The organism is Deinococcus wulumuqiensis R12 (assembly GCF_011067105.1).
Classification (GTDB): Bacteria; Deinococcota; Deinococci; order Deinococcales; family Deinococcaceae; genus Deinococcus; species Deinococcus wulumuqiensis.
On record NZ_CP049357.1, the window covers coordinates 2,332,777 to 2,354,347 of the forward strand.

Consider the following 21,571-nt stretch of genomic DNA (forward strand, 5'->3'; position numbering starts at 1 on the left):
CTTAATTCCTGCACAGTCGGGAAAGCGCCGCCTGTGCATCCATATCGCAGAATCCGTATTAGCCCAGCTCACGCAGCAGGCGCAGCTTGAGCGTGCTCAGTCGGGAGCGGCTCAGCACGCCGCGCAGCAGCACGCGCTCGCCCAGCGCCAGCACCGGAATATGGTCGCCGTGAAGGGCAGTCAGGGCCGCGTCGCCGCTGATGTCGTGGGGGCGGTAGACAAAGCCGAGTTCGTCCAGGTGCGCCTGCGCCTGCTCGCACAGGTGGCAGCCGGGGCGGTGGTACAGGGTCAAGAGAGGCAGACGGGACATCGGCGTCAGATCCCGGAGCGCAGGCGGGCCGGGTCGCCAGCGGACAGCGCGGCACCGGCTTCGGCAGCACCGGCTTCGGCAGCATTGGGTCGCTGCACCAGGGCCATCGCATGCAGCGGCGCGTACATGTCGCGCTGGGTGATCAGGTCACCGGCGGGCGAGAACAGCCGCAGCACCTGCCCGCCCTGCCGCAGCGCGTAGATGCGCCCGTCGGCGGCGACTTCGAGCAGCCAGGGCGCGTCGGCAGGCTCACCGACCAGGGTTTCGAGCGCGAAGGTGGTGCCGGGGGTGCCGTCGGGTTCGATCTTGCGGACCTTGCGGGCCACGCTGTCCACGATGTACACGCTGCCCCGGGCGTCCACGCCCAGTCCGTCGAGGCCGCGCAACTGCTCGGAATTGCGGTCGAGGCGAAAGGCGTAGCGGCTGACATACTCGCCGCGTGGGGTAAAGCGCTGCACCTCGTGGTTGCCACGGTCGAGCACGTACAGTTGCCCGTCGGGACCGAATTTGAGCGTGGACGGACGACCGAACTTGCCCTGCCCGGCCCCCGGTCCCCCGAAGCGGAACAGAAAGTCCCCCCCCGGACCGAACACGCTGACGAACTGGGTTTCGGCGTCGAGCACGTAGAGTTGCCCGTTCCAGACCGCCAGCCCGACCGGGCGCAGCAGTTGCCCCGGTTGCAGCCCGTAGGTCCCGAACGCCAGTTCTTCCCGCCCCTGGGGGCCGAGTTTGCGAAGCAGGGCGCCTTCCTGAAGCTGCGGATGATCGGGCAGCGCCAGATACAGGTGGCCCTGGGCGTCGCCGGTCAGGGCGGTGGGGGGCAGCGGCAACTGGCCGGGTTTGGTGCCCTGGTCGCACAGGCTCACGCGCAGCTTGCCCGCGAGATCGAGCAGGCGCAGGGTGCCCGCTTTTTCCTCGGTGCTGACCGCCAGCGCCACGGGGTCGGCGAACACCTCGTCTTCCAGCACCCCGGCGTCGATCCGGGCGATCACCTCGTCGAGGGTCGGGCGCAGCGCGGGGTCCTTCTCGATCATGTGCAGGATCAGGTCACTGAGCTTGCCCGGCACCTTCAGGTTGACCTGCTTGGGCGGTTTGGGCTGCTCGAACACCTGCTGGTGCACCACCGCCTCGTAGCTGCCGCGAAAGGCGGTGACGCCCGAAATCATCTCGTAGGCGAGCAGCCCCAGCGAATACACGTCGCTGCGGGCGTCCACCCGGTTGCCCTTGGCCTGCTCGGGGGCCATGTAGATCGGCGTGCCCACGCGGGCGCCGGTCATGGTGAGCCGGGTCAGCACCTTGCCCACCGCGATGCCGAAGTCCATCAGCTTGATGCCGCCTTCGCGCAGCTTGCCGTTTTCGAACGCGCCCCGGAGCACCATCACGTTGGCGGGCTTGATGTCGCGGTGAACGACGTTCTGCATGTGAATGTGCCGCAGCGCGTCGGCCATCGCCCGCAGCATCTGCACACTCTCGGAGAAACTGAAGGGCTGACGTTCCAGCAGGTCTTCCAGGCTGTCGCCGTCGAGGTATTCCATGGCGATGTAATGCTCGGGCGCCTGCATGCGGTAGTCGTACACCCGCACGATGTTGGGGTGGGTAAAGCGCTTGAGCACCTCGGCCTCGCGGTAGAAGCGCTTGACGAATTTGGCGTCGGCGAGGTACTTCTCCTGCGGCACCTTGAGCGCCACCACGCGCCCGTCCTGCCGCCGCTTGGCGCGGTACACGCTGCCCATGCCGCCGATGCCGACGCGCTCGAGCACCTCGTACTCCTGAAAAAACACGTCGCCGGTCACGGCGCCGCCGCGCTGCGGTGTCCGGCCCCGCGCCGTGCGCAGCGTGCCGCCAGCGCGGGTGCCGGTGCCGGTCCGGGTCACGCCGGTGCGCCGCGCCGCCGTGCGTTTGCCGCGTTTCCGGGTGCCGAGTTGCGGCAGCTTGAATTCGCCCAGGGCGCCTCGCAAAGCCTGCATCCCGGACACCGGCCCGGCGGCGGTTTTGCGGGTTCCGTGCCCGGTGGTGCGGCGGCCAGCGGCGCGTGACCCACTTCCGGAGTGGGTGGCCGTGCGGAAACCGGGGCGCACCGACGTGCCGCGGCGGAACTTGGCCAGTTTGTCGTCCTGCCGGGCCTGTGACCGCAGCATCAGCGACAGCACCGAGCCGCCCAGCAGCGCGGCACAGACCGTCAGCAGGCCCTGCATCCGGGGGGGGGCGCCGATTCCCGCGCCGCTGACCTGCACGTTCATGAACAGCACCAGCAGGCACAGCGCCACCACCGACAGCGCCATGACCCCGCTCAGGACCCGTTCGCTCAGGCGCCCGAGCAGCAGCAGCAGCAGGGACACCACGAACAGGGCCAGGAGCAGCAGCAGGGTCACGGCACCCACCTCATACGAACTCCGATGAATCGCGTACTTTGCGATTCAATCCAACTTGCAAAGCTGCGCAGCGGAGCGGATGCGAGAAGGAAAAGAGACGCGTTTCATGGTATGGAAGCGCAGGCGCTGCAGTTCCGACTGTGCTGGAATGTAATGGAATGCGTATCAGGCGTCCCCGGAAGGCCACGTGCAGCGGGCAACAAAAATGGAGGGGACGCGACAACATCGGCCCCCAGTGTACTCGCCCGGCCTTGCAAGGCACTTACACCCTGACTGTCTCAATGGGGGCTGCAGGAGGCGAAAAAAGGGGGCGGGAACCCCGGCAGACTCGCTCCGCATGCCAGACTGTGCGCAGCGTGGCAGCCCCCGAAGTGTACAGCGGCGTTTCTCAGACCCGGTCCCTGGCCTGGCTTCTCGAACTCTACGAGTACCAGGTCAGCGATCTGGTGGCCGGGCGCGAACCCCGGGGGGGCGAGCGCAGCGTGCGCGAACTGCGCGGGCGACTGTGGCAGGCCGACTGGCCCGCGCCCCTGCGCCGCCGACTGATTCGCACCGACCACCAGTACCGCACCTGGCAGGCGACCCGGCGGCAGTTGCCCCAAGCGCAATCTCTAGAGGCACAACCCGCACAGCCCCCAGCGGGCAAGCAGCCCGGTTCCGTCCCAACCCTGACCCGAAACGCACAGGAAGACGCCGCCTGGGCCGAGCTGCGGCAGCTGGCCTGGCACGCCGACCTGATGGCCGAGATGCACGACGTGACCCAGCAACTTCGCCACGAACCGGGGCGCCCCACCCTGCGCGTGCTCTACGCCGTGACCGAGAACGCCGAGCGGGCGGCGCGGCAGCTTCCCACGCTGTTTCCGGTTCCGGGGGCGCACGACACGCTGGTGTCGCTGGGAAACAGCGAGGTGGTGCGGCAACTGACCCGCACGCTGGGCGACATGCTGCTGCTTCCCGGCGGAGCGGCGCAGGTGTGGCAGGCGCTTGACCGGATAGAAGACAACCCTTTTCCCCCGCAGCCCGGCGACGACGTGCTGCAGGCGCAACTGTCCGCTGTCCGGCGCGGGGGCGGCAGCCCACACGAGCGCGAGCGGCTGGAAGAGGCGCTGCGGGCCAGTGCCGGGCCACAGTCCGAACTCTGGGCCGACCCCCGGGAGCGCCCGGCCCTGCGTGAAGCGGCGCAGGCCATCCGGCACTGGCTGGCGCGCCGGCTGGAACTGGCCCCCCGGCACGGGTCGGGGGCGGAGGCGGCCCACCCCGCGCTCCTTGCCCCGGAACCGGGCAGCGCCCTGAGCAGCGCTGCGGCGGGAAGAAGCCTGATCCTGCACCTCGGCGGGCCGGACCGGGTGGCCCACTGGCAGGGCCTGCGGCTGACGTGGCGCTCCCTGGGTCCGAACTGGCAGGTGCTGGTGCAGGACGAAACCAGCCCGCCGGTCCGGGGCGGGCAACTCGCGCTGCTGCGGCCCGAGCTGCCTGCCAGCGAACGACAGCTGCGGCTGGACGTGGGCGGGCAGCAGCTTCAACTGCTGTTCAGCGGCGACTATGCCCTGCTCAGGTGCCGGGCGGACGCGGCACAAACGCGCCGACTGGCGCGCCTCGCCGCTGTGGGCCGTGCCTGCGCCGTGCTGCTGCTGCCCGGCACCGACTCTGGCCGTCTGCGGCTGGCCCGCGCCCTGGCCCAGCGCCTTCTCGGGGACCCCCGGCGCACTGGCGACCTGCCGGCTGCCGAGGGGCCAGATGCTGAGGGGCCAGATGCCGGGCTGCCCGGCACCGCTGCGCCGCACCCAGACCACCCTTCTTCCGACGCCCTGACCACGGCCCGGCGCACGCTGCGTCACCTCCACCTTCTCCTGCCCCGCTTCACGTCTGCCGAGGTCGCCCACACGGCGCGGGCGGCGCAGGCGGAACTGGGCCTGCCACCGCACTACGCCGCGCAGGTGCGGCAGGCTGCCGAGCACGCGGCTGGCGCTTCCGAGGTGCTGCATGACCCGCCCAGCACGGCCAGCGCCGGGCGGGACCCCGCGCCCACCTTCCTCAGCGCCAGCGGTCAGTTTCTGGTGTTTGGTCTGGACAGCGAGCCGCTGGAACTGCGGTTGCCCGGCGAGCGGCTGCTCACCCTGCGCCCGGACCACCGCGCCGAGCTGGTGGCGGTGCGGCCCGGACAACCGGCGATTCCGGTGGGCGACCTGCTGGTCCTGTCGCTGCACGACCTGAGCGTGGTGGTGGCGCGCGAAGGGTCACAAGTGGCCGTCTGTGCGCTGGCGACGGGTCCCCTGGAAGCCGGAGCAGTCGGAAAGGCAGCGGCCCCCTGAACCCGGTCCGGGCCTGTGCCCGCTGCTTGAGGGGGCCTCTGCGGAAATCCCTGTCATACGGATTCCGCTTAATTCCTGCACAGTCGGGCCTATACAGTTGGGAAGGCGCCGCCTGTGCATCCATATCGCAGAATCCGTATTTTTTCCTACTCGCATCCGCTCTGCTGAGCAGCTTTGCAAGTCGGATTGAATCTGAAACGACCAGATTCAATCGGAATCCCTGTCAGGGCGCCGGACGCTGCGCCCCAGAGTCGTCTTCCGGCAGGCCCAGTGGGTCACGCACCGCCGCCGTCCACTTCAGGCCGCCGCAGCCGCAGGAAGTGGGGTCTTCGCCCGGCGCCAGCTCCTTGACCCGGCCACAGCGCAGGCAGGCAGCGGGGCCAGAAAAGCCGCGTGGCAGGGGCGCGGGGGGCAAGAGGTCCCAGGGCGGCACGATGGGCAGGCCGGGCGGCGCCTGTTTATCCGACCAGCAAAACACCGAGAGCTGCCCGTCCTGCTCGAAATAGGCCCGCTGCACCTGCCCGAGCTGCCGCACCCCCTGGGGCCGCAGGCGCTCGAACAGGTCCTCGTAGCTCAGGGTCGAGGTGCTGAGGCCGCCGAGTTGAATCACCCCGTCACGCACCAGTTCGACGGGCGTGCCTTCCAGAAACGTCTCTACCTTTTCCCGGGAGATGATGAGGTGCGCGACCAGCCGCTGAAACCCGACCACCAGCGCCATCACCAGCATGGCGTGCAGCAGCGGCACCTCGGCGTAGAACATCGCGTCGCCCACCGCCGACCCCAACCCGATGACGAGGGCGAGTTCGAGCGGGCTGAGCTGCGCCACCCCACGTTTGCCCGCCACCCGCAACAGCAGCAGCAGCCACACCAGGATGAGGGTGGTTCGCAGCACGATTTCTGCGTAAAACAGCAGGTCGAAGTCGCCCAGGAACAGCCGCTGCCAGTCGAGCGACCGCACCGCCTCGCTGCCCGCGCTCACGCCTCCGGCTCCGTCAGGGCGCCTTCATGACCCAGCCCGGCCAGAATGCGGGCGCGGTCCCAGCCGGTCAGCGCCGAGAGTTCCCGCAGCACCTCCCCAAATTCCGGCGACTGCGGCGCCAGGGAGCGCAGGCTTTTCCACAGGGCGTTACGGCGGCGCAAAAACTCGGGGGTCATTCTGCCCCAGGGTAACGCGCCTCAGCCCCGTTCCCCCTCGGCCAGCAAAATGACCGCCTGCACCAGCGGGTGCGGGTCGCGGCGCAGCAGGTGGCGCAGGTCGGGCGGCAGACCAGGGCGGTTCGCCACCGTCAGCCGCACGCCGTAGTCGAGGTCACGGGCGAGATGGGCGAGCACGCCGGGCGGCAACTGCGGTTTGCGGGCCACGTACTCGCGGATGGTCCAGAACGGCGAGCGCGACAGCCGCTCCAGCACGTCGCCGGGCAACTCAGTCCGGGTCACGGCGGCAAGCTGCACGTCGATTTTCTCGTGTGCCGCCGCCAGCCGCAGCAGCCAGTCGGGGGCGCCCGGCACGGTGGTCAGGGCTTCCAGCGTGCGGGCCGGCCACCCGGCGAGCAGCCCCGGCTGGGCCAGCCGCAGCAGCGGCAACGCGGGATTGCCGAGCACCTCGGCGGGAAACTCGGCCCCCAGTTCGGCCAGCACGGGGGGCGGCGTGTTCGGATGCGCGGCTACGGATGCCCGCAGCGCCGCGTCAGGCGAAGCGGCCAGCCGGGTCAGTTCGGCAGCGGCGATATGCGGGCCGAGCATCTACTCTTCCCCGCTCAGCCCTGCCCCGCCCGGCTCCGGGTTGCCGGGCGCGAAGGCCGGGGCCGCCAGCGCCAGCGCGTGGGCGCGAATGTCGGCGGGCCAGTCCCGGCTCAGGGCCAGAAACCGCGCCCCGTCGCGGGCGTACAGGGCGCGGCTGGCTTCCTCGTAACCGGGTAGGTGGCCCCCCACCGCGCCCAGAAAACGGTCGGCGGCGGTCTGGGCCTGCCGGATGGCCGCAGCCTCAGGCCAGCGCCGCCGCTCCTCATCGATCAGGCGCCGCAACGCCGCCGACGCGCCGCCGGGGTGCGCTTCCAGCCACGCCCAGTGCCGGGGCAGCAGCGTGACCTCACGGGCGACCACCCCCAGTTTCGGGCGGCCCGGTCCAGCAGGGGCAGGCAATTCGCGGGCCAGCACGTCTTCCAGCGGGCCGGACAGGTCGAAGTCGCGCGGCCGTCCGGTCTGGTCGTCGAAAATCAGTATCTCGCCCCCCTCATGGCCGGGGGACTGCACCTTCAGATACGTCAGCACGTCGCGCAGCGGGCCGGAGAGCAGGCGCCGCTCTCCGGCGAACACCGTCAGGGTGGGTTCGGACATGTCCAGATTTTACCCGGATAAAAATAGGGGCACCTCTGCCGAATGGCGCATACTGGCGGCATGTTCAAAATCGAAGCTGCCGAAATCGTCGTGGCGCGGCTGCCGCTCAAGTTCCGCTTTGAAACGAGTTTCGGGGTGCAGACCCACAAGGTGGTGCCGCTGCTGATTCTGCACGGTGAGGGCGTGCAGGGCGTGGCCGAGGGCACCATGGAAGCGCGGCCCATGTACCGCGAGGAAACGATTGCCGGGGCGCTGGAACTGCTGCGCGGCACCTTTTTGCCCGCCGTTCTGGGGCGGACGTTCGCCAACCCCGAGGCCGTCAGCGACGCCCTGGGGGGCTACCGGGGCAACCGCATGGCGCGGGCGATGGTGGAAATGGCCGCCTGGGACCTGTGGGCGCGGACGCTGGGGGTGCCGCTCGGTACGCTGCTGGGTGGCCGCAAGGACCAGGTCGAGGTGGGGGTCAGCCTCGGCATCCAGCCGGGCGAACAGGCGACGGTGGACCTCGTGCGCCAGCACGTCGAGCAGGGCTACCGCCGCATCAAACTCAAGATCAAGCCCGGCTGGGACGTGCAGCCGGTGCGGGCCACCCGTGAGGCCTTTCCCGACATTCGCCTCACGGTGGACGCCAACAGCGCCTATACGCTCGCCGACGCCGGGCGGCTGCGGCAACTCGACGACTACGACCTGACCTACATCGAGCAGCCCCTTGCCTGGGACGACCTCGTGGACCACGCCGAACTCGCCCGCCGGATTCGCACGCCGCTGTGCCTCGACGAGTCGGTGGCGTCGAGCCAGGACGCCCGCAAGGCCCTGGCCCTGGGCGCGGGCGGCGTCATCAACCTCAAGGTGTCGCGGGTGGGTGGGCACGCCGAAGCGAGGCGCGTGCACGACGTGGCCCAGAGCTTCGGCGCCCCGGTCTGGTGCGGCGGCATGCTCGAAAGCGGCGTCGGGCGAGCGCACAACGTCCACCTCTCGACCCTGCCGGGCTTCCGTCTGCCGGGCGACACCAGTTCGGCCAGCCGCTACTGGGCGCAGGACATCATTCAGGAACCGCTGGAGGCCGAGGGCGGCCTGATGCCGGTGCCGCAGGGGCCGGGCACGGGCGTCACCCTCGACCGCGAGTTCCTGGCGACCGTCACCGAAGCGCAGGAGGAGCACCGGGCGTGAGGGTTCCCGGCTACGTCATCCGCGACGTGACCGACCCGCAGGCGATGCGTGAGCTTGAGGACGTGCAGGCGGCGGCCTGGGGCTACTGCGACCGGGAAGTGCTGCCCGCCACCATGTTCCGCATCGGGGCGGCGACCGGGGCGGTCGTGCTGGCGGCCTACCCGGAGACAGTTGGCCCGGAGCTGGGCGGCCCGGCAGTGGGGCTGGCCTACGGGTTTCCGGCGCTGGGTGGGGCGCTGGGCAGGCCGGGAGAACTCTGGCACCACTCGCACCTGCTGGCGCTGCGGCCCGAAGTTCGGGGCAGCGGGCTGGCGGTGGCCCTGAAACTCGCGCAGCGCGAGCGGGTCCTGGCCCAGGGAATGACACGCATGACCTGGACCTTCGATCCCCTCGTCACCCGCAACGCCCGGCTCAACTTCGGCAAGCTGGGGGTGACGGCGGCCCGTTACCTGCCCGACTGGTACGCCCCGCACGCCGACCGCCTGCTGGTCGAGTGGGACCTGACCCGCACGCCTGCCGAGCGCCCGGCTCCGGCGCCGCTCGGGGTCCGCGTTCTGGAGGCGAAGGGGCCTCTCCCCGACACGCCCGACCTCGCTGTCGACGCCCCCACCCTGCTCGCAGAGGTGCCCCTCACACTGACGAACGAGGACCGCGCGCCCTGGCGCCTGGCCCTGCGCGAAACGCTGGGCACCTACCTGGGCCGGGACTACCGCGTGACCGACCTCGCGCGGGACGGCGGGCGGGCATTCTACGTTTTGCAGCGCGGCGCGGGCAGATAACGGCAAACGAAAAGGCCCCAGCGCGATGCCGGGGCTTTTTTTGGTGGGTCGTGTAGGAATCGAACCTACAACCCGCTGATTAAGAGTCAGCTGCTCTGCCAATTGAGCTAACGACCCAGAGCGGAAGAAAGTTTAACTGGAATGCCCGGACCTGTCAAGCCCCCACGCGGCCCGCCGGCTTCAGAAGGGCACCACGCTGACTCCCCGGAGGGGGTGTTCGGCCCCGGCGTCATAGAGCAGTTCCAGATACTCGCGCTCTGCCAGAGCGTCGATGATGGCGAAAGAGGGCTGGCCGTCTTCGGTGCGGTGCAGCAGAACGCCCTCGCCAGGCCGGGTATGGCCGTAGACGCCGAACACCAGACCGGCCATGCCCACATATTCCGGCGTCTCCCGGAACCACGTTTTGGCGCTGCGGTCACTGTAGAACAGGTCGTCGTAGTACAGGTGGCCCGGCAACGGCGAGACGTGGGCGAACTGCAAACCGCCCACCCGCAGTTCACGGGGAAAACGGCTCATCCAGGCGTGCAGGTGCGGCGGGAGCATCAGCCCCCCGCGCTCCGGGTCGAACTCGGTGTGTTTGAGGCCTCCACTCGTGCCCAGCACGAAACGCGGGTCGAGCACGGCGTGGTCATGGTTGCCGAGCAGGACATGGACCGCGTGCGGCGCGGCTTCGTGGTAGCGCTGCAACTTTTCGAGCTGCCGCACCTGCTCCCGGGCGGCGATCAGGCGGTGGTCCTCGTCGTTCATGTCGAACGGGTCGCAGCCGGTCAGTCGGGCGTACCCCTGCGGCGACTTGGGATGCACGAGGTCCCCGATGAGGACGACCTGATAGCGCCCCAGGCGAACCGGGGCGGTGGGCAGCCCGTCCGCGTCCACGCAGCTCGCCGCCCGCAGGGCGTCCCAGAAGGTGTCCCAGTCGGCGTGAATGTCCCCGATGGCGATGAATTTGTGCATGACGCGGCCCCGACTTACTGATCGAGAATGGCCTTGAGCTGCTTGTACAGCGCCCGGCTTTCGTCCACTGTCTCGCCGTAGCCGCGCATCAGGATGCGGGCGGCCTCGCCGCTCTTGCCTGCGGCCTTGAGCTGCTCGAGCAGGTCGTCGATGTGGCGGCGGGCCTTTTCCATCTGCGGATCGCGCGGCGGCTCGGGAGGCAGCGCGACCGGGCGCGGCGCGGCGGGCAGTTCACGCTCGGCGTCGAGGTCGGCCACGTTGGCGCCGTCTTCGGGGTCGTAGTCCACCCACTGACCCTCGCCCCCGGAAATGCCGAACAGCCGCGCCAGCTCGGCCAGCGCAGCGAGTTTGGCGTCGGGCAGCGTGGGCGCCTGTGCCAGTCCCTCACGGCTCACCCCGGCCACGTCCAGTCGGGCACGCACCACGTAGGGCGAGGTCGCGTCACAGGCCCAGTGCAGGCTCCACTGCGGGGCGAGGCGGTCAAGCCCAGCGATCAGCGGCTCGAGTTCGGGGGCCGGAATCACGCGGGCCTGATCGCCGCGCACCTCCACCGTGGCCCAGGTGGTCATGCTGCTCTGCAGGGCCTCACGCACGCGGTCAAGATCGGGCATGGAGCGAGTCTAGAGCAGTTCTCCGAATTACGTGATGCGCGGAACGGCACCCCGCATCACTCCATTCTCTGCTTCGCAGCTTTGCAAGTCCGCCCTGCTCCGTGTTTTGCACTCGCTCTCTGCGAGCTGTCCCAGTCCGCTCGCCAAAAAGACGTAATACGGATTCCGATTGAATCTGAAACTACCAGATTCAATCCGAGCGGATGCGAGTAGGAAAAAATACGGATTCTGCGATATGGATGCAGAGGCGGCGCTTTCCCGACTGTGCAGGAATTAAGCGGAATCCGTATAACGTCTTTTTGGCAAATGCTCTAGAGCAGGAACCGGGCCTCCCGCGCTCCCGTTTTCACGTTCCGTGACCGCGAAGCGGAGCAGAAGCGTTCTAGAATCGGGCGCATGAGGCCTGCCTACCTGTCCGCTGCCCGGCACCTGCAAATCGGGCGCGAGTACGCAGTGCAGGGCGACGCGCGGCGTGCCCTGGCGGCCTACCACAGTGCGCTTGGCCTGCTGCGCACCCTGCCGCCCGAGCGCACCCGCGACGTGCTGCTCGCGCATACCCACCTCGCCTTTTACCAGACCCTCGCCCTGGGGGGCAGCACTGGGGATGAGCAGACCCACCTGCAACTCGGCGTCAGCTACGCCCGCAGCACCCGCGACCCCCTCGCCCGCGCCATCGCCGAGGAGTGCCTGAGCGGGCTGGACACGGTGCTGTAATACGGAATCCGTATAAGGAGGCACTGTGCCGCAGGTCGGGCACCCGGCCCCCTTCGCGCCACTCGGGAGTCAGGACCGGGGACAGACCACTAGGGACAGCGCCGCCTTACGAGACGTGGGCGGCGTCTTCTTCCAGAAGTTCGACCAGTGCCCCGACCACCCGTGGATCGAAATGTGCGCCGCTGGCCGAACGCAGGTAGTCCAGGGTCGCCTGCTGTCCCCAGGCCTTCTTGTAAGGCCGGTCGCTGTTCAGGGCGTCGTACACGTCACAGACGGCAAAGATGCGCGCCGACAGCGGAATCTGCTCTCCACGCAGGCCCAGCGGGTAGCCGGTGCCGTCCCAGCGTTCGTGGTGCGCTCCGATCACGTCCAGCGCCGCCTGGGGAAGGAAGGGCAACTGTCCGGCCAGCCGCACGCCTTCTTGCACGTGCCCCTGCATCTGCTGGCGCAGTGCGGCGGTCAGTGGCCCCTCGTAGAGCAGAATCTCGTCGCGCAGACTGATTTTGCCCAGGTCGTGCAGGTAGGCGCCCCAGCGCAGTTCGCGCAGTTCCGCCGGGGTCAGCCCCAGCTTGCGGCCCAGCCGCTCGGCCAGGGTGGTCACGCGGTCGGTGTGGCCCTGGGTTTCGGCGTCGCGCGCCTCCAGCGACAGCCCCAGCGCCCGCAGCGCCCCCTCGTGGGCGGCCTGTTCGCGCTCCTCGGCGTGCAGGCGGGCAGCGAGCAGCGACAGCATGCCGGTCACGGTGCCGATCAGCATCTGCTCGTTTTCGGGCCAGGTGTGCGGCTCGAAGGTGTGCGCCAGCAGCGCCCCGACCAGCAGACCGTCCCGGTCATGGATGGGCGAAGCACACAGGCTGCTCACGCCCAGCTCGGCAAAGCCCTGCGCCGCCGCGTCCTGCGCCGTATCGGTGAAGTACAGCGTGCTCTGGGCCTGTGAGAGCGCTTCAATCAGGGGGAAATGCCCCGGCAGCCCGTGCGCCAGAATCGCCTCCATGACGGGGCCTTCGGGCATCTCGCCCGTCGCGGCGCGGGCATGGTAGGCCAGGGTCTGGTCACGCCACTGAAAGTACCCGGCCCCCCGTGCCCCGGTGTGCTCGACCAGCGCTTCCAGCACCGGCTGCATCGCGCTGCCCAGGTCGGCGGCTTTCAGGCCCAGTTGGGTCAGGCGCAGGGTGAGTTGTGAAGCCGATTCGGACGGCGGAACAAGGTGAGGGGGAACTTGGTCCATCTTCTCCTGACTTTACCCTGTTCGGCCTCTTTGGGCGTTCACGGCAAACAAAAGCCGCTGCCCCAGCACGGAGCAGCGGCCCTACGGCTTCGGGTCGGCACACGCTCAGGGCAGCGGGAAGCCCCCGGCAAACTCATGAACCTCGGCCTTCACGTCCTCTCCCTTCAGGGCGCGGTCGATCAGGTCGGCAATTCTGGGCATGTGCTGCTCGGTCATGCCGCGCGTGGTGACGGCGGGCGTGCCGATACGGATGCCGCCGCCGTGCATGATGCGCTCGGTGTCGTACGGCAGCGTGGACTTGGAAATGGTGATGTGGTTGGCGTCGAGCAGTTTCGTCGCCTTGGTGCCGTTCAGCCCCTGCGGGCGCAGGTCGAGCAGGAACAGGTGGTTGTCGGTGCCGCCCGAGACGATGCGGTAGCCCTTCCCCTGGAACTCGCCCGCCAGCGCCTGGGCGTTTCTGATGATCTGCCGGGCGTACTGCTTGAATTCGGGTTGCAGCGCCTCGCCGAAAGCCACCGCCTTGCCTGCGATGACGTGTTCGAGGGGACCGCCCTGGTAGCCGGGGAACACGGTGCGGTCGAGTTGCTTGGCGATTTCCTCGTCGTTGCTGAGGATGATGCCGCCGCGAGGCCCACGCAGGGTCTTGTGGGTGGTCGAGGCAACGACGTGCGCGTGGGGCAGCGCGTTGGGGTGTTCGCCCGCCGCGATCAGGCCCGCGATGTGGGCGATGTCGGCAAAGAGAATCGCGCCCACTTCGTCGGCCACTTCGCGGAAGGCGGCAAAGTCGATGACGCGGCTGTAGGCGCTGGCCCCGGCGATAATCATCTTGGGCTTGTGTTCGTGGGCGAGGCGGCGCACTTCTTCCATGTCGATGCGCTCGGTTTCCTGGTTCAGTTGGTAGGCGACCATCTGGTAGCGCATGCCCGAGAAGTTGGCCTTGTTGCCGTGCGTCAGGTGCCCCCCGTGCGAGAGGTCCATGCCCAGCACCGTGTCGCCGGGTTCGATGAGGGCGTTGTACACGGCGAGGTTGGCGCTGCTGCCCGAGTGCGGCTGCACGTTGGCCCACTCGGCCCCGAACAGCTGCTTGACCCGGTCGATGGCGAGCTGCTCGATCTGGTCCACCACTTCGCAGCCGCCGTACCAGCGCTTGCCGGGGTAGCCCTCGGCGTACTTGTTGGTCAGCACGCTGCCCTGGGCCTCCCGCACGGCGGCAGAGGTGAAGTTCTCGGACGCGATGAGTTCGAGGCCGTGCTTCTGGCGCTCGGCTTCCTGGGCAATCAGGTCGAAGACCGCCGTGTCACGGGCAGTCCGGGGTTGGTCGGTGGAGGTCATGAATAAATAGTAAAGCGTGCGCCCCGCCGCCGACTGTGGGGTGTCCAGAAAGGCCGTCAGGGCTTGGCTACGCCGTCTAAGGGTCTAAGCAAGTGTTTCCTTCGACTCTTAGACTCTTAGACACTCACGGCAACGCCCCGCACCCTTCCACCACACTCAGCGCCTCGGCAAAGCCTTTCACCGGAAACGTCAGCGTCAGGGGCGCGGCCCCGCCCGTACGCACCACCCGCAACTCGACCTTCTGGCGGGCGGCCTTGAATGCGCCCAGGAAGCGGGCGTCGCCCACGTCGTTCGTCGCCAGCACGAAGCGGTCAAAGTCCCCACCCTTGCGCGTCAGCACGCCGGGAAAGGTGCGCGGCTGCTGCCCGTCCACCCGGTAGCTGATGCTGGGCGCACGGCCCGCCACGAGGTCGGCCTCGCTGAGCAGCGGCACTTTGGTCTTGAGAAAAAACTGGAGCTTGCCGCCTTCGCCGCAGCGAAACTGCACGAAGGTCTTGCTGAGGGTGTCGTAGCGTTCATCCAGAAAAAGGGAAGAACGGTTCGCGCCCTGGGCATCCTTTTCCAGCCGCACCGAAACTTTGCTGCCCGGCACGCGCATGTCCTGGCCGTAGGGCAGCTTCTCGGCAGCGGGCGGGGCAGACAGGGCGAGCAGCAGAGCGAGCATGGCTCAGGGTAGAGGGTAATACGGATTCCGATTGAATCTGGTAGTTTCAGATTCAATCCGAGCGGATGCGAGTAGGAAAAAATACGGATTCCGCGATATGGATGCACAGGCGGCGCTTTCCCGACTGTGCAGGAATTAAGCGGAATCCGTATAAGAGGGCGAAGGTTGACCCTCCACCCTCCCCTCTTTCCCCTTTCCCTGTTTACCTGCTCCGCAACGTCCCCTGCACCGCGCTCATGAACTCGGCGCGGGTGCGCGGGTCGGAGCGGAAGAGGCCCCGCATGGCCGAAGTCGTGGTGGAGCTATTCTGCTTTTGCACGCCGCGCATCGCCATGCACAGGTGAATGCCTTCCATCAGCACGGCGACGCCTTTGGGGGCAAGCAGTTCCTCGACGGCGTCGGCCACCTGCGTCGTGATGCGCTCCTGCACCTGCAAGCGGCGCGAGTAGAGGTCCACGATGCGGGCGAATTTGCTCAGGCCCAGAATCCGGCTGTTGGGGATGTAGGCGACGTGGGCGCGGCCATAGAACGGCAGCATGTGGTGCTCGCACATGGAGTAGAACTCGATGTCCTTGACAATCACCATCTCGCTGCCCTCGGCGGCAAACACACCCTCGCCCACCACCTGCGCCAGTGTTTGCCCGTAGCCCTCGGTCATGTAGGCCCACGCTTTGGCGACGCGCTGCGGGGTGCGTTGCAGCCCTTCGCGGTCAGGGTCTTCCCCGATGGCCGAGAGCCACTCGCGGGTCAGGGGTTCGAGGGGGAGTTTGGGGTCGGTCATGGTTCATCCTTTAGGGGTGTAAGGGTCGAAAGGTCTAAGGGTCTAAGGAAGGCGCTCCGGACCTTAGACTCTTAGACCCTTGGACTTCTTTACTTCCAGTTCACCGCGCCATACGTCTTTTCGCGCTCGGGGCCAGCCGAGAAAATCACCACGGGGCATTCCACCGTCTCTTCAATCAGGTCGAGGTACGCCTGAGCCTCTTTGGGCAGCGTTTCGCGGCTGGTCACGCCGTCGGTGCTGGCCCAGCCCTTCATCTGCTTGAACACGGGCCGACCGCCTTCGTCGTAGTGGGTGCAGACCGGAATGGTGTCCAGACCGCTCAGAATGTCCATCTTGTTGATGACCAGACCGTCGAGGCCGTTCACGTCCACCGCGTACTTGAGCAGCGCGAGGTCGAGCCAACCCACCCGGCGGGGGCGACCCGTGGTGGTGCCGTACTCGTCCCAGGGCTGGGAACCGTCGCCGCGCAGCCGCAGGATGCCCGCTTCGTCGTGGACTTCGGTGGCGAAGGGGCCGTGGCCCACGCGGGTGTTGAAGGCTTTGGCGACGCCGTAGACCTTGTGAATCGCCTTGTGGTTCACGCCCGCGCCCACGATGACACCGCCGATGGTCGGGTGGCTGCTCGTCACGAAGGGGTAGGTGCCGTAGTTCAGGTCGAGCAGGGTGGCCTGCGCCCCCTCGAACAGCACTTTGCGCCCGTCCTTGATGGCCTGCCGCAGTTCCGCGCCCGTGTCGGCGATGAAGGGAGCGAGGGCGTCACGGATGGGGGCGAGGGCCTGCATGCCGTCCTCCACGCTTGCCCAGCCCGCGTCACGGGTGGAGTTGGGCTTGGCTTCGAGCAGCCGCTCGATGCGCTCGCGCAGCACGCCTTCGTCGAGCAGGTCGCCAAAGCGAATCCCCACGCGGCGGGCGCGGTCGGCGTAGGCGGGGCCGATGCCCTTGCCCGTCGTGCCCACGAAATCCTTGCGGCCATCCACATATTTGTGGTGCGGCAGCACGATATGGGCGCGGTCACTGATTTTGAGATTGGGATTCAGGCCGCCTTCGAGCAGGTTTTTGCGCTCCAGGGTGAATTTCTCGGGGTCGATGACCATGCCGTCCCCGAGGATGCTGGTCGCGCCCTCGTGCAGCACGCCGCTGGGCAGCAGGTTCAGCTTGAAGGTCTTGCCCCCCGCGTTGACGGTGTGGCCCGCGTTGGCCCCGCCCTGATAGCGCACCACGTACTCGGCTTCGGGGGCCAGAAAATCGACAATTTTCCCCTTGCCTTCATCGCCCCACTGGGCACCTACAATTGCAATTCCGGGCATTTCAGCCTCCAGCCACGCGCCCTAACTTGCCCTTCCTGGCACCTCCTCTCGGAGGCCAAAAAAAAGCACGGCGCATGGCACCGTAACTCAGTTTAACCGATTGCCCCAGCCCACACGGTCAGGCGGCTAGACCCGTGCCAGCCACGCCCGCGCCGCGCTTTCATCGGCAAAAAAGCGAATCAGCGGGTGCGAGCGGTGCTCGAGGGCGAGTTCGCCAAAGCGCGGGCCGTAAGCGTCTGCGTCGGGCAACACCAGCGCGAGGGGCAGGCGGTAGTTCGTGACTTTCTGAAACAGTTCGCCCAGCAGCCCCGTCTTGAGATCGAGGAATTCGGGGGCGAGGTCGTCCACCGTGAGCAGCACCGCATCCTGCCCATACGCCGCGCCGATGAGGTCGGGAATGTCGGCGGCGGTGCGGAGGGGAAAGCGGTCAAGGAATTGGGGCATCAAAACCAGTTCTCCAGCTCGAGCCGCTCTACCCGCTCGAATTCCTTGACATTGTTGGTCACCAGCGTGACCCCCAGAGCCAAAGCGTGCGCCGCAATCAGCAAACCCATCGCCCCGATAGGTCGGCCCTGCTGTTGCAAGGCGTGACGGAGCGGGCCGTAGTGCCGGGTCGCTTCGGCATCAAAGGGGACGATTTCCAACGGCTGAATAAAGGCTTCGAGCACGGCGGCATTTTTGGCCGACCCGCTTTTGGCGACGCCGTAGCGCAATTCGGCCAGCGTGATACTCGACAGTCCCACCGCGTCGGGGGCGTGCTGGGCGAACTTTTCAGCGACGTGCGGCGGACGGCGATTGATGATGTAGATGCAGGTCTTGGTGTCGAGCAGATGGGTGAGGCTCACGAGTCCCAGTCCCGCTCTTGCAGCGGCAAGTCCTCACGGGTCAGCGGAATGTCTACCTCAGGCAGGGCCGCGTACCAGCCGCGCCAGAATTCCTGCTGTCCCTCGGCGGTATTGGGAATCAGCAGCACCCCGTTGGAGACGCGCTTGATGGTGACTTCCTGTCCCTCGAACCGGAAGGCTTTGGGCAGCCGCACGGCTTGAGAACGCCCCGTCTGGAAAAGTTTTGCTGTCGTCATCGGGCTGGCCTCCCTTGGTATCTACGTGATGACTCCCCGGCCTAAAGGGCGAGGCTTCTCAGGTCAATAGGCGCAACCTTCGCACCCTCGCTGAAGGCCGCATCCCGGCCCCGATTCAGGATGTTCAGGGCGGCATTCACATCTCTGTGCATGTCCATCCCGCAGTTCGCGCAGACATAGGCATGGCCGATTTTGACCTTCTGCCTGTGTCCACATTCGCTGCAATCCTGACTCGTGTACTTGGGGTCAACCCCCAGAACTGTCCTTCCAGCGTTCGCAGCTTTGAGGGACAGAATGTTGATGAAACTCGCCCACCCCGCGTCCAGCACACCTTTAGCGGTACGGGTACGGGCGAGGCCAATGATGTTCAGGTCTTCGTGGAACACCGCGTCATGGCGATTTACTAGGGTGCGGGCCGTCTTGTGGTGGAAGTCCCGGCGACGGTTGGCAACACGGCGATGCTCAGAGGCGATCTGACGCTTCAGTTCCTTCTGGCGACGGCTGCCCCGCTTCTTTTTGGCGGCAGACCGTTGCAACAGGCCAATCTTGCGCTCAGCCTTTTTGAAGTGCCGGGGGGCTTCCACGAACTCCCCGTCTGAGGTGATGAGGAAGTTCGGATTTGTGCCGAGGTCAATCCCAATCACGTCTCCGGTCATAGGTAGAGGCTGCGCCTCTACCTCGCAGGTGAACACGATGAACCACTTGTCCCCCTCCCGCTTGACGGTGGCCGTCTTGACCACCCCTTCCAGCGGGCGGTGGTACTTGCAGCGCACGTTCCCAATCTTGGACAGGTAGACCTTGCCGGATTCCGGCAAGGGCATCGCCCCCGTCTTGCCTGCCTGTGGGTAGGTGAAGGAGTCATAGTGGAATCTCCCTTTGAACCGCGGATACCCGGCAGTCTGTTTGGTCTTGACCCGCCGAAAGAAGCCCTTGAACGCCTTGTCCAGCCGTTCAATCACGTCCTGCAACACCTGCGAGTGAACGCCTTTGTACTCTGGGGAATCGGCCTTGATTTCGGTCAAGGCGCGTTTCTGCTCGTAGAAGCTGATCGACACGCCGCATTTCCGGTAGGCCGTCCGGCGTTCTTCAAGAGCCGCGTTGTACAGAGTGCGGCACAGGTACAGGGTGGAATCCAGCGCCTTTTCCTGAATGGCGTTGGGAAAAAGGCGGTACTTCATAGCCTTAAACCCCATCGTCATCCACCTGTGCTTTGCGCTGATTCTCGATGTACCGCTGAATCACATCTGCCGAGATATTGCCCGCAGACCCCACGTAGTAGGCGTTCGTCCACAGATGGCCGCGCCGCCTCAGCTCGGGAAACTCTTGCAGCATCAGCCGCGCCGAGACGCCTTTCAGAATCTTGGCGATGTCGGACGGGGACCATTTTGGCGGGCAGGACACGAAGATGTGAACGTGGTCAGGCATGACTTCCATGTCCCGGATGAGCCAGTCGCGTTCAGCGCAGGTGGCCGTGAAAATCTCCATCAGGCGTTCGCGAGACGGGCCAAAGAACGAACGACGGCGATACTTCGGCGTGAACACCAGATGGTAATTCAAATTGAAGTGCGCGTGTCGTGTGGAACGCTCCCCGGCCATGTGCATATGGGATCACATTCCAGCCTGCTGCAGATGGCCCTGCGCCGCCTACGGCGACGAATTGCGCCCCCGACGGGGGCGGTGGCTTATATCCCCGCTTTGAAAAGCAGGGGATTACGCCACTCTCTCCAAAAATACATATCAAAGGAGCCAAATGAAAACCCCCTCCCGAGCGGGGAGAGGGCAGGAGCAGTGAGACGGTTAGACCTTCCGACCCTTAGAAGCCTTCCAGCATCAGACGGTCGGGGTTCTCCAACAGCCGGATGACTTCCTTGCAGAAGCGGGCGGCTTCGGCCCCGTCAATCAGGCGGTGGTCGAACGACAGGCTGAGGTACATCATGTGGGCAACGGTGATGTTGTCGTCCTCGTCCACGATGGGCCGCTTGACGATGGAGTGGATGCCCATGATGGCGGCGTCCGGCACGTTGATGATGGGGAACGAGAACAGCGCGCCGATGGAGCCGATGTTGGTCACGCTGAAGGAGCTGCCCGCGAGTTCGTCGGCCTGCAACTTGCCCGCGTTGGCCCGCGCCGCGAGGTCCACCACTTCACGCGCCAGGTCGAAGATGCTCTTGCGGTCAACATCTTTCAGCACGGGGACGGTCAGGCCCGCCTCGGTGGCGACGGCCATGCCCATGTTGTAGTAGGACTTCTGGACGATTTCCTGCGTGCTTTCGTCAAAGGAGGTGTTGAGGCTGGGGTACTTCTTGAGGGCCACCGCAATCGCCTTGAAGATGAAAGGCAGGTACGACAGCTTCACGTCGGCGGCCTTGGCCTCGTCCTTGACACGCTGGCGGAACTCGACCAGCTTGGTCATGTTCACTTCGTCCACGGTCAGCGTGCGAACGGTGTAGAGGTGCGACGCCTGCATCTGCTGCGAGATGACGCGGCGCATTCCGCGCAGGGGCACGCGGGTTTCGCGGTCCTCGAAGCCCTTCGGGGTGCGGTACTGCACGGGCGCAGGCAGGTGCGCGGAGGGCGCGGCGAGTTTGCCTGCGGGTGCAGATGGCTGATGGCTGATGGCCGATGGCTGAGCGGCGGGGGCCGGTGCTTCGGCTTGGGCACTGACGCCTTCTGCCTTCTGCCTTTGACCTTCTGCACTGTGGCCTTCTGCCATCTGCCTTCCGCCTTCTGCCCCCTGCGCCGCCGCCAGCACGTCCGCCACCCGAATCCGCCCGTTGGGGCCGGAGCCGCGCACCGCAGCGAGGTCGAGGCCCAGTTCGCGGGCCGCCTGGCGAGCGGCGGGAACGGCGAGGACACGGCCCTCGTTGCGGTAGGCGGGCGCCTGCTCGGAGGCGGCCTTGCGCTGGCCGAGGCCCTGCACCTTCACTTCCTCGTCGTTGGCGAAGGTCTTGAACAGGCTGGCCGAGTCGTCGTCGGCCTTGGCGATGTGGGTCGCCTCGACGATGGAGCCGCCCTCGTCGCTGCCCATCTGCTCGCGCTCCTCCCGGGCCTGCACGGGCAGGGTCATGTCGGCAGTCGCCGGGTTCTCGGCGCTGTCCTGAATGGCCTGGGTCGCGCTGGGGGTCGCCGCGCCGCCCGCCCCGTCGTCGATCAGGGCGATGACGGCGTGAACGGCCACCACGTCGCCCTCGTTCGCCAGACGCTTGTGGAGGGTTCCGGCAAAGGGGCTGGGCAGTTCGACGGTGACCTTGTCGGTCATGACTTCGCACAGCGGCTGTTCGAGGGCAATCGTGTCGCCCTCCTGAACCAGCCATTTCAGGATTTCACCCTCGACGACGCTCTCGGCGAGTTCGGGCAGCAGCAGTTCTTTCATGACATACCTCGTGGCAAGAAGGGAAAAAGAATCCGGAACAGGGCGTAGAGGAGCAGGGCGCCCGCGAGGACGCGAATCCACCTCTCCCCTTTCGCATAGCCCCACGCGGCGGCCCCCAGCAGCGCGAACAGGGCGCCGATGGTCACGCTCTGCCACGGCTCGGCCAGCCGCCCGGCGAGGGCGTACAGACCGAAGCCGATGGCGAGACCCAGAAAACCGAGAACGGGGCGCAGGGGATCAGGCATGGCA

General features: G+C 67.0%; 24 protein-coding genes and 1 tRNA gene. 4 read left to right on the plus strand and 21 right to left on the minus strand.

What is annotated here, in order from left to right; translation table 11 throughout:
* Window positions 1-58 precede the first annotated feature (58 nt).
* Together G6R31_RS11315 and G6R31_RS11320 are read right to left on the minus strand one after the other, a co-directional pair.
* Complete coding sequence (locus tag G6R31_RS11315; protein ID WP_017871847.1) at window positions 59-310, minus strand: glutaredoxin family protein; 252 nt, start codon at window positions 308-310, stop codon at window positions 59-61.
* A 5-nt stretch (window positions 311-315) separates the two neighbouring features.
* Window positions 316-2,682, minus strand: coding sequence for a protein kinase domain-containing protein (locus G6R31_RS11320; RefSeq protein ID WP_017871848.1), 2,367 nt, complete (start codon window positions 2,680-2,682; stop codon window positions 316-318).
* A gap of 356 nt (window positions 2,683-3,038) precedes the next feature.
* Here G6R31_RS11320 and G6R31_RS11325 point away from each other — a divergent pair, with 356 nt between their 5' ends.
* Window positions 3,039-4,994, plus strand: a complete 1,956-nt coding sequence (locus G6R31_RS11325) for a hypothetical protein (RefSeq protein ID WP_229659303.1) — start codon at window positions 3,039-3,041, stop codon at window positions 4,992-4,994.
* Window positions 4,995-5,217: 223 nt separating this feature from the next.
* On the opposite strand, the gene G6R31_RS11330 is transcribed toward G6R31_RS11325, so the two are convergent.
* Genes G6R31_RS11330 through G6R31_RS11345 form a run of 4 tightly spaced genes read right to left on the minus strand, consistent with a single transcriptional unit; the run spans window position 5,218 to window position 7,331 of the window.
* Window positions 5,218-5,973 carry a DUF421 domain-containing protein gene (locus G6R31_RS11330; protein ID WP_017871850.1) on the minus strand — a complete coding sequence of 252 codons (756 nt, stop codon included), beginning with the start codon at window positions 5,971-5,973 and terminating at the stop codon, window positions 5,218-5,220.
* Window positions 5,970-6,149, minus strand: coding sequence for a hypothetical protein (locus tag G6R31_RS11335; protein ID WP_017871851.1), 180 nt, complete (start codon window positions 6,147-6,149; stop codon window positions 5,970-5,972). Before G6R31_RS11335 ends, G6R31_RS11330 begins: the two co-directional genes overlap by 4 nt.
* A gap of 21 nt (window positions 6,150-6,170) precedes the next feature.
* On the minus strand, window positions 6,171-6,737 hold the full coding sequence (locus tag G6R31_RS11340; protein WP_017871852.1) for a hypothetical protein: 567 nt from the start codon (window positions 6,735-6,737) through the stop codon (window positions 6,171-6,173).
* Window positions 6,738-7,331, minus strand: coding sequence for a DUF2239 family protein (locus G6R31_RS11345; RefSeq protein WP_017871853.1), 594 nt, complete (start codon window positions 7,329-7,331; stop codon window positions 6,738-6,740).
* Window positions 7,332-7,391: 60 nt separating this feature from the next.
* Here G6R31_RS11345 and menC point away from each other — a divergent pair, with 60 nt between their 5' ends.
* Together menC and G6R31_RS11355 are read left to right on the plus strand one after the other, a co-directional pair.
* Window positions 7,392-8,501, plus strand: coding sequence for an o-succinylbenzoate synthase (gene menC, locus G6R31_RS11350; RefSeq protein WP_017871854.1), 1,110 nt, complete (start codon window positions 7,392-7,394; stop codon window positions 8,499-8,501).
* Complete coding sequence (locus G6R31_RS11355; protein ID WP_017871855.1) at window positions 8,498-9,280, plus strand: acyl-CoA N-acyltransferase; 783 nt, start codon at window positions 8,498-8,500, stop codon at window positions 9,278-9,280. Before menC ends, G6R31_RS11355 begins: the two co-directional genes overlap by 4 nt.
* Before the next feature lie 41 nt (window positions 9,281-9,321).
* Here the strand turns inward: G6R31_RS11355 and G6R31_RS11360 are convergent.
* The 3 genes from G6R31_RS11360 to G6R31_RS11370 all read right to left on the minus strand — a co-directional run bounded on the left by G6R31_RS11360 (window position 9,322) and on the right by G6R31_RS11370 (window position 10,845).
* Window positions 9,322-9,397: transfer RNA gene (locus G6R31_RS11360), tRNA-Lys, on the minus strand.
* 63 nt (window positions 9,398-9,460) lie between these two features.
* Complete coding sequence (locus G6R31_RS11365; protein ID WP_017871856.1) at window positions 9,461-10,234, minus strand: metallophosphoesterase; 774 nt, start codon at window positions 10,232-10,234, stop codon at window positions 9,461-9,463.
* Window positions 10,235-10,248: 14 nt separating this feature from the next.
* Window positions 10,249-10,845: a hypothetical protein gene (locus tag G6R31_RS11370; RefSeq protein ID WP_017871857.1), complete on the minus strand. Its 597-nt coding sequence runs from the start codon at window positions 10,843-10,845 to the stop codon at window positions 10,249-10,251.
* 396 nt (window positions 10,846-11,241) lie between these two features.
* On the opposite strand from G6R31_RS11370, the gene G6R31_RS11375 reads away from it, so the two are divergent.
* Window positions 11,242-11,559, plus strand: coding sequence for a hypothetical protein (locus G6R31_RS11375; protein WP_017871169.1), 318 nt, complete (start codon window positions 11,242-11,244; stop codon window positions 11,557-11,559).
* Between the two features lie 106 nt (window positions 11,560-11,665).
* Here G6R31_RS11375 and G6R31_RS11380 read toward each other — a convergent pair whose 3' ends face one another.
* From G6R31_RS11380 to G6R31_RS11435, 12 genes are all read right to left on the minus strand, one after another.
* A complete protein-coding gene (locus tag G6R31_RS11380; RefSeq protein ID WP_017871168.1) occupies window positions 11,666-12,784 on the minus strand; it encodes an HD domain-containing phosphohydrolase in 1,119 nt (372 codons plus the stop codon).
* Between the two features lie 105 nt (window positions 12,785-12,889).
* Window positions 12,890-14,116, minus strand: a complete 1,227-nt coding sequence (glyA, locus tag G6R31_RS11385; protein ID WP_017871167.1) for a serine hydroxymethyltransferase — start codon at window positions 14,114-14,116, stop codon at window positions 12,890-12,892.
* Window positions 14,117-14,240: 124 nt separating this feature from the next.
* A complete protein-coding gene (locus tag G6R31_RS11390; protein ID WP_017871166.1) occupies window positions 14,241-14,780 on the minus strand; it encodes a hypothetical protein in 540 nt (179 codons plus the stop codon).
* A 202-nt stretch (window positions 14,781-14,982) separates the two neighbouring features.
* Entirely contained in the window at window positions 14,983-15,561 is a 579-nt protein-coding gene (folE, locus tag G6R31_RS11395; protein WP_017871165.1) for a GTP cyclohydrolase I FolE, read from the minus strand.
* A gap of 89 nt (window positions 15,562-15,650) precedes the next feature.
* Window positions 15,651-16,868, minus strand: a complete 1,218-nt coding sequence (locus G6R31_RS11400) for an adenylosuccinate synthase (RefSeq protein WP_017871164.1) — start codon at window positions 16,866-16,868, stop codon at window positions 15,651-15,653.
* Window positions 16,869-16,994: 126 nt separating this feature from the next.
* Window positions 16,995-17,312, minus strand: a complete 318-nt coding sequence (locus G6R31_RS11405) for a DUF4180 domain-containing protein (protein ID WP_017871163.1) — start codon at window positions 17,310-17,312, stop codon at window positions 16,995-16,997.
* The gene (gene vapC, locus G6R31_RS11410) at window positions 17,312-17,713 is read right to left on the minus strand and encodes a type II toxin-antitoxin system tRNA(fMet)-specific endonuclease VapC (RefSeq protein ID WP_017871162.1); all 402 of its coding nucleotides are present in this window, start codon (window positions 17,711-17,713) and stop codon (window positions 17,312-17,314) included. Before vapC ends, G6R31_RS11405 begins: the two co-directional genes overlap by 1 nt.
* Entirely contained in the window at window positions 17,710-17,949 is a 240-nt protein-coding gene (locus G6R31_RS11415) for an antitoxin (protein WP_017871161.1), read from the minus strand. The genes vapC and G6R31_RS11415 overlap by 4 nt, the downstream gene beginning before the upstream one ends.
* A gap of 41 nt (window positions 17,950-17,990) precedes the next feature.
* A complete protein-coding gene (locus G6R31_RS11420; protein ID WP_225990031.1) occupies window positions 17,991-19,127 on the minus strand; it encodes an RNA-guided endonuclease InsQ/TnpB family protein in 1,137 nt (378 codons plus the stop codon).
* 4 nt (window positions 19,128-19,131) lie between these two features.
* Window positions 19,132-19,551: an IS200/IS605 family transposase gene (gene tnpA / locus G6R31_RS11425; RefSeq protein WP_017871159.1), complete on the minus strand. Its 420-nt coding sequence runs from the start codon at window positions 19,549-19,551 to the stop codon at window positions 19,132-19,134.
* Between the two features lie 211 nt (window positions 19,552-19,762).
* Window positions 19,763-21,322 (minus strand): dihydrolipoamide acetyltransferase family protein, encoded by a 1,560-nt coding sequence (locus G6R31_RS11430; RefSeq protein WP_017871158.1) that lies wholly within the window; start codon window positions 21,320-21,322, stop codon window positions 19,763-19,765.
* Window positions 21,319-21,567, minus strand: a complete 249-nt coding sequence (locus G6R31_RS11435) for a hypothetical protein (RefSeq protein ID WP_017871157.1) — start codon at window positions 21,565-21,567, stop codon at window positions 21,319-21,321. The genes G6R31_RS11430 and G6R31_RS11435 overlap by 4 nt, the downstream gene beginning before the upstream one ends.
* Window positions 21,568-21,571 lie beyond the last annotated feature (4 nt).

What these genes read in the sequence shown, in the direction of transcription:
- G6R31_RS11415 (WP_017871161.1), bottom strand. Translation starts at nt 17,949, where the DNA reads ATGACGACAGCAAAACTTTTCCAGACGGGGCGTTCTCAAGCCGTGCGG.
- G6R31_RS11365 (WP_017871856.1), bottom strand. Translation starts at nt 10,234, where the DNA reads ATGCACAAATTCATCGCCATCGGGGACATTCACGCCGACTGGGACACC.
- G6R31_RS11430 (WP_017871158.1), bottom strand. Translation starts at nt 21,322, where the DNA reads ATGAAAGAACTGCTGCTGCCCGAACTCGCCGAGAGCGTCGTCGAGGGT.
- menC (WP_017871854.1), top strand. Translation starts at nt 7,392, where the DNA reads ATGTTCAAAATCGAAGCTGCCGAAATCGTCGTGGCGCGGCTGCCGCTC.
- G6R31_RS11375 (WP_017871169.1), top strand. Translation starts at nt 11,242, where the DNA reads ATGAGGCCTGCCTACCTGTCCGCTGCCCGGCACCTGCAAATCGGGCGC.
- G6R31_RS11335 (WP_017871851.1), bottom strand. Translation starts at nt 6,149, where the DNA reads ATGACCCCCGAGTTTTTGCGCCGCCGTAACGCCCTGTGGAAAAGCCTG.
- G6R31_RS11390 (WP_017871166.1), bottom strand. Translation starts at nt 14,780, where the DNA reads ATGCTCGCTCTGCTGCTCGCCCTGTCTGCCCCGCCCGCTGCCGAGAAG.
- G6R31_RS11315 (WP_017871847.1), bottom strand. Translation starts at nt 310, where the DNA reads ATGTCCCGTCTGCCTCTCTTGACCCTGTACCACCGCCCCGGCTGCCAC.
- G6R31_RS11435 (WP_017871157.1), bottom strand. Translation starts at nt 21,567, where the DNA reads ATGCCTGATCCCCTGCGCCCCGTTCTCGGTTTTCTGGGTCTCGCCATC.
- G6R31_RS11340 (WP_017871852.1), bottom strand. Translation starts at nt 6,737, where the DNA reads ATGCTCGGCCCGCATATCGCCGCTGCCGAACTGACCCGGCTGGCCGCT.
- G6R31_RS11400 (WP_017871164.1), bottom strand. Translation starts at nt 16,868, where the DNA reads ATGCCCGGAATTGCAATTGTAGGTGCCCAGTGGGGCGATGAAGGCAAG.
- tnpA (WP_017871159.1), bottom strand. Translation starts at nt 19,551, where the DNA reads ATGCACATGGCCGGGGAGCGTTCCACACGACACGCGCACTTCAATTTG.
- G6R31_RS11405 (WP_017871163.1), bottom strand. Translation starts at nt 17,312, where the DNA reads ATGCCCCAATTCCTTGACCGCTTTCCCCTCCGCACCGCCGCCGACATT.
- glyA (WP_017871167.1), bottom strand. Translation starts at nt 14,116, where the DNA reads ATGACCTCCACCGACCAACCCCGGACTGCCCGTGACACGGCGGTCTTC.
- G6R31_RS11380 (WP_017871168.1), bottom strand. Translation starts at nt 12,784, where the DNA reads ATGGACCAAGTTCCCCCTCACCTTGTTCCGCCGTCCGAATCGGCTTCA.
- G6R31_RS11345 (WP_017871853.1), bottom strand. Translation starts at nt 7,331, where the DNA reads ATGTCCGAACCCACCCTGACGGTGTTCGCCGGAGAGCGGCGCCTGCTC.
- G6R31_RS11370 (WP_017871857.1), bottom strand. Translation starts at nt 10,845, where the DNA reads ATGCCCGATCTTGACCGCGTGCGTGAGGCCCTGCAGAGCAGCATGACC.
- G6R31_RS11420 (WP_225990031.1), bottom strand. Translation starts at nt 19,127, where the DNA reads ATGAAGTACCGCCTTTTTCCCAACGCCATTCAGGAAAAGGCGCTGGAT.
- folE (WP_017871165.1), bottom strand. Translation starts at nt 15,561, where the DNA reads ATGACCGACCCCAAACTCCCCCTCGAACCCCTGACCCGCGAGTGGCTC.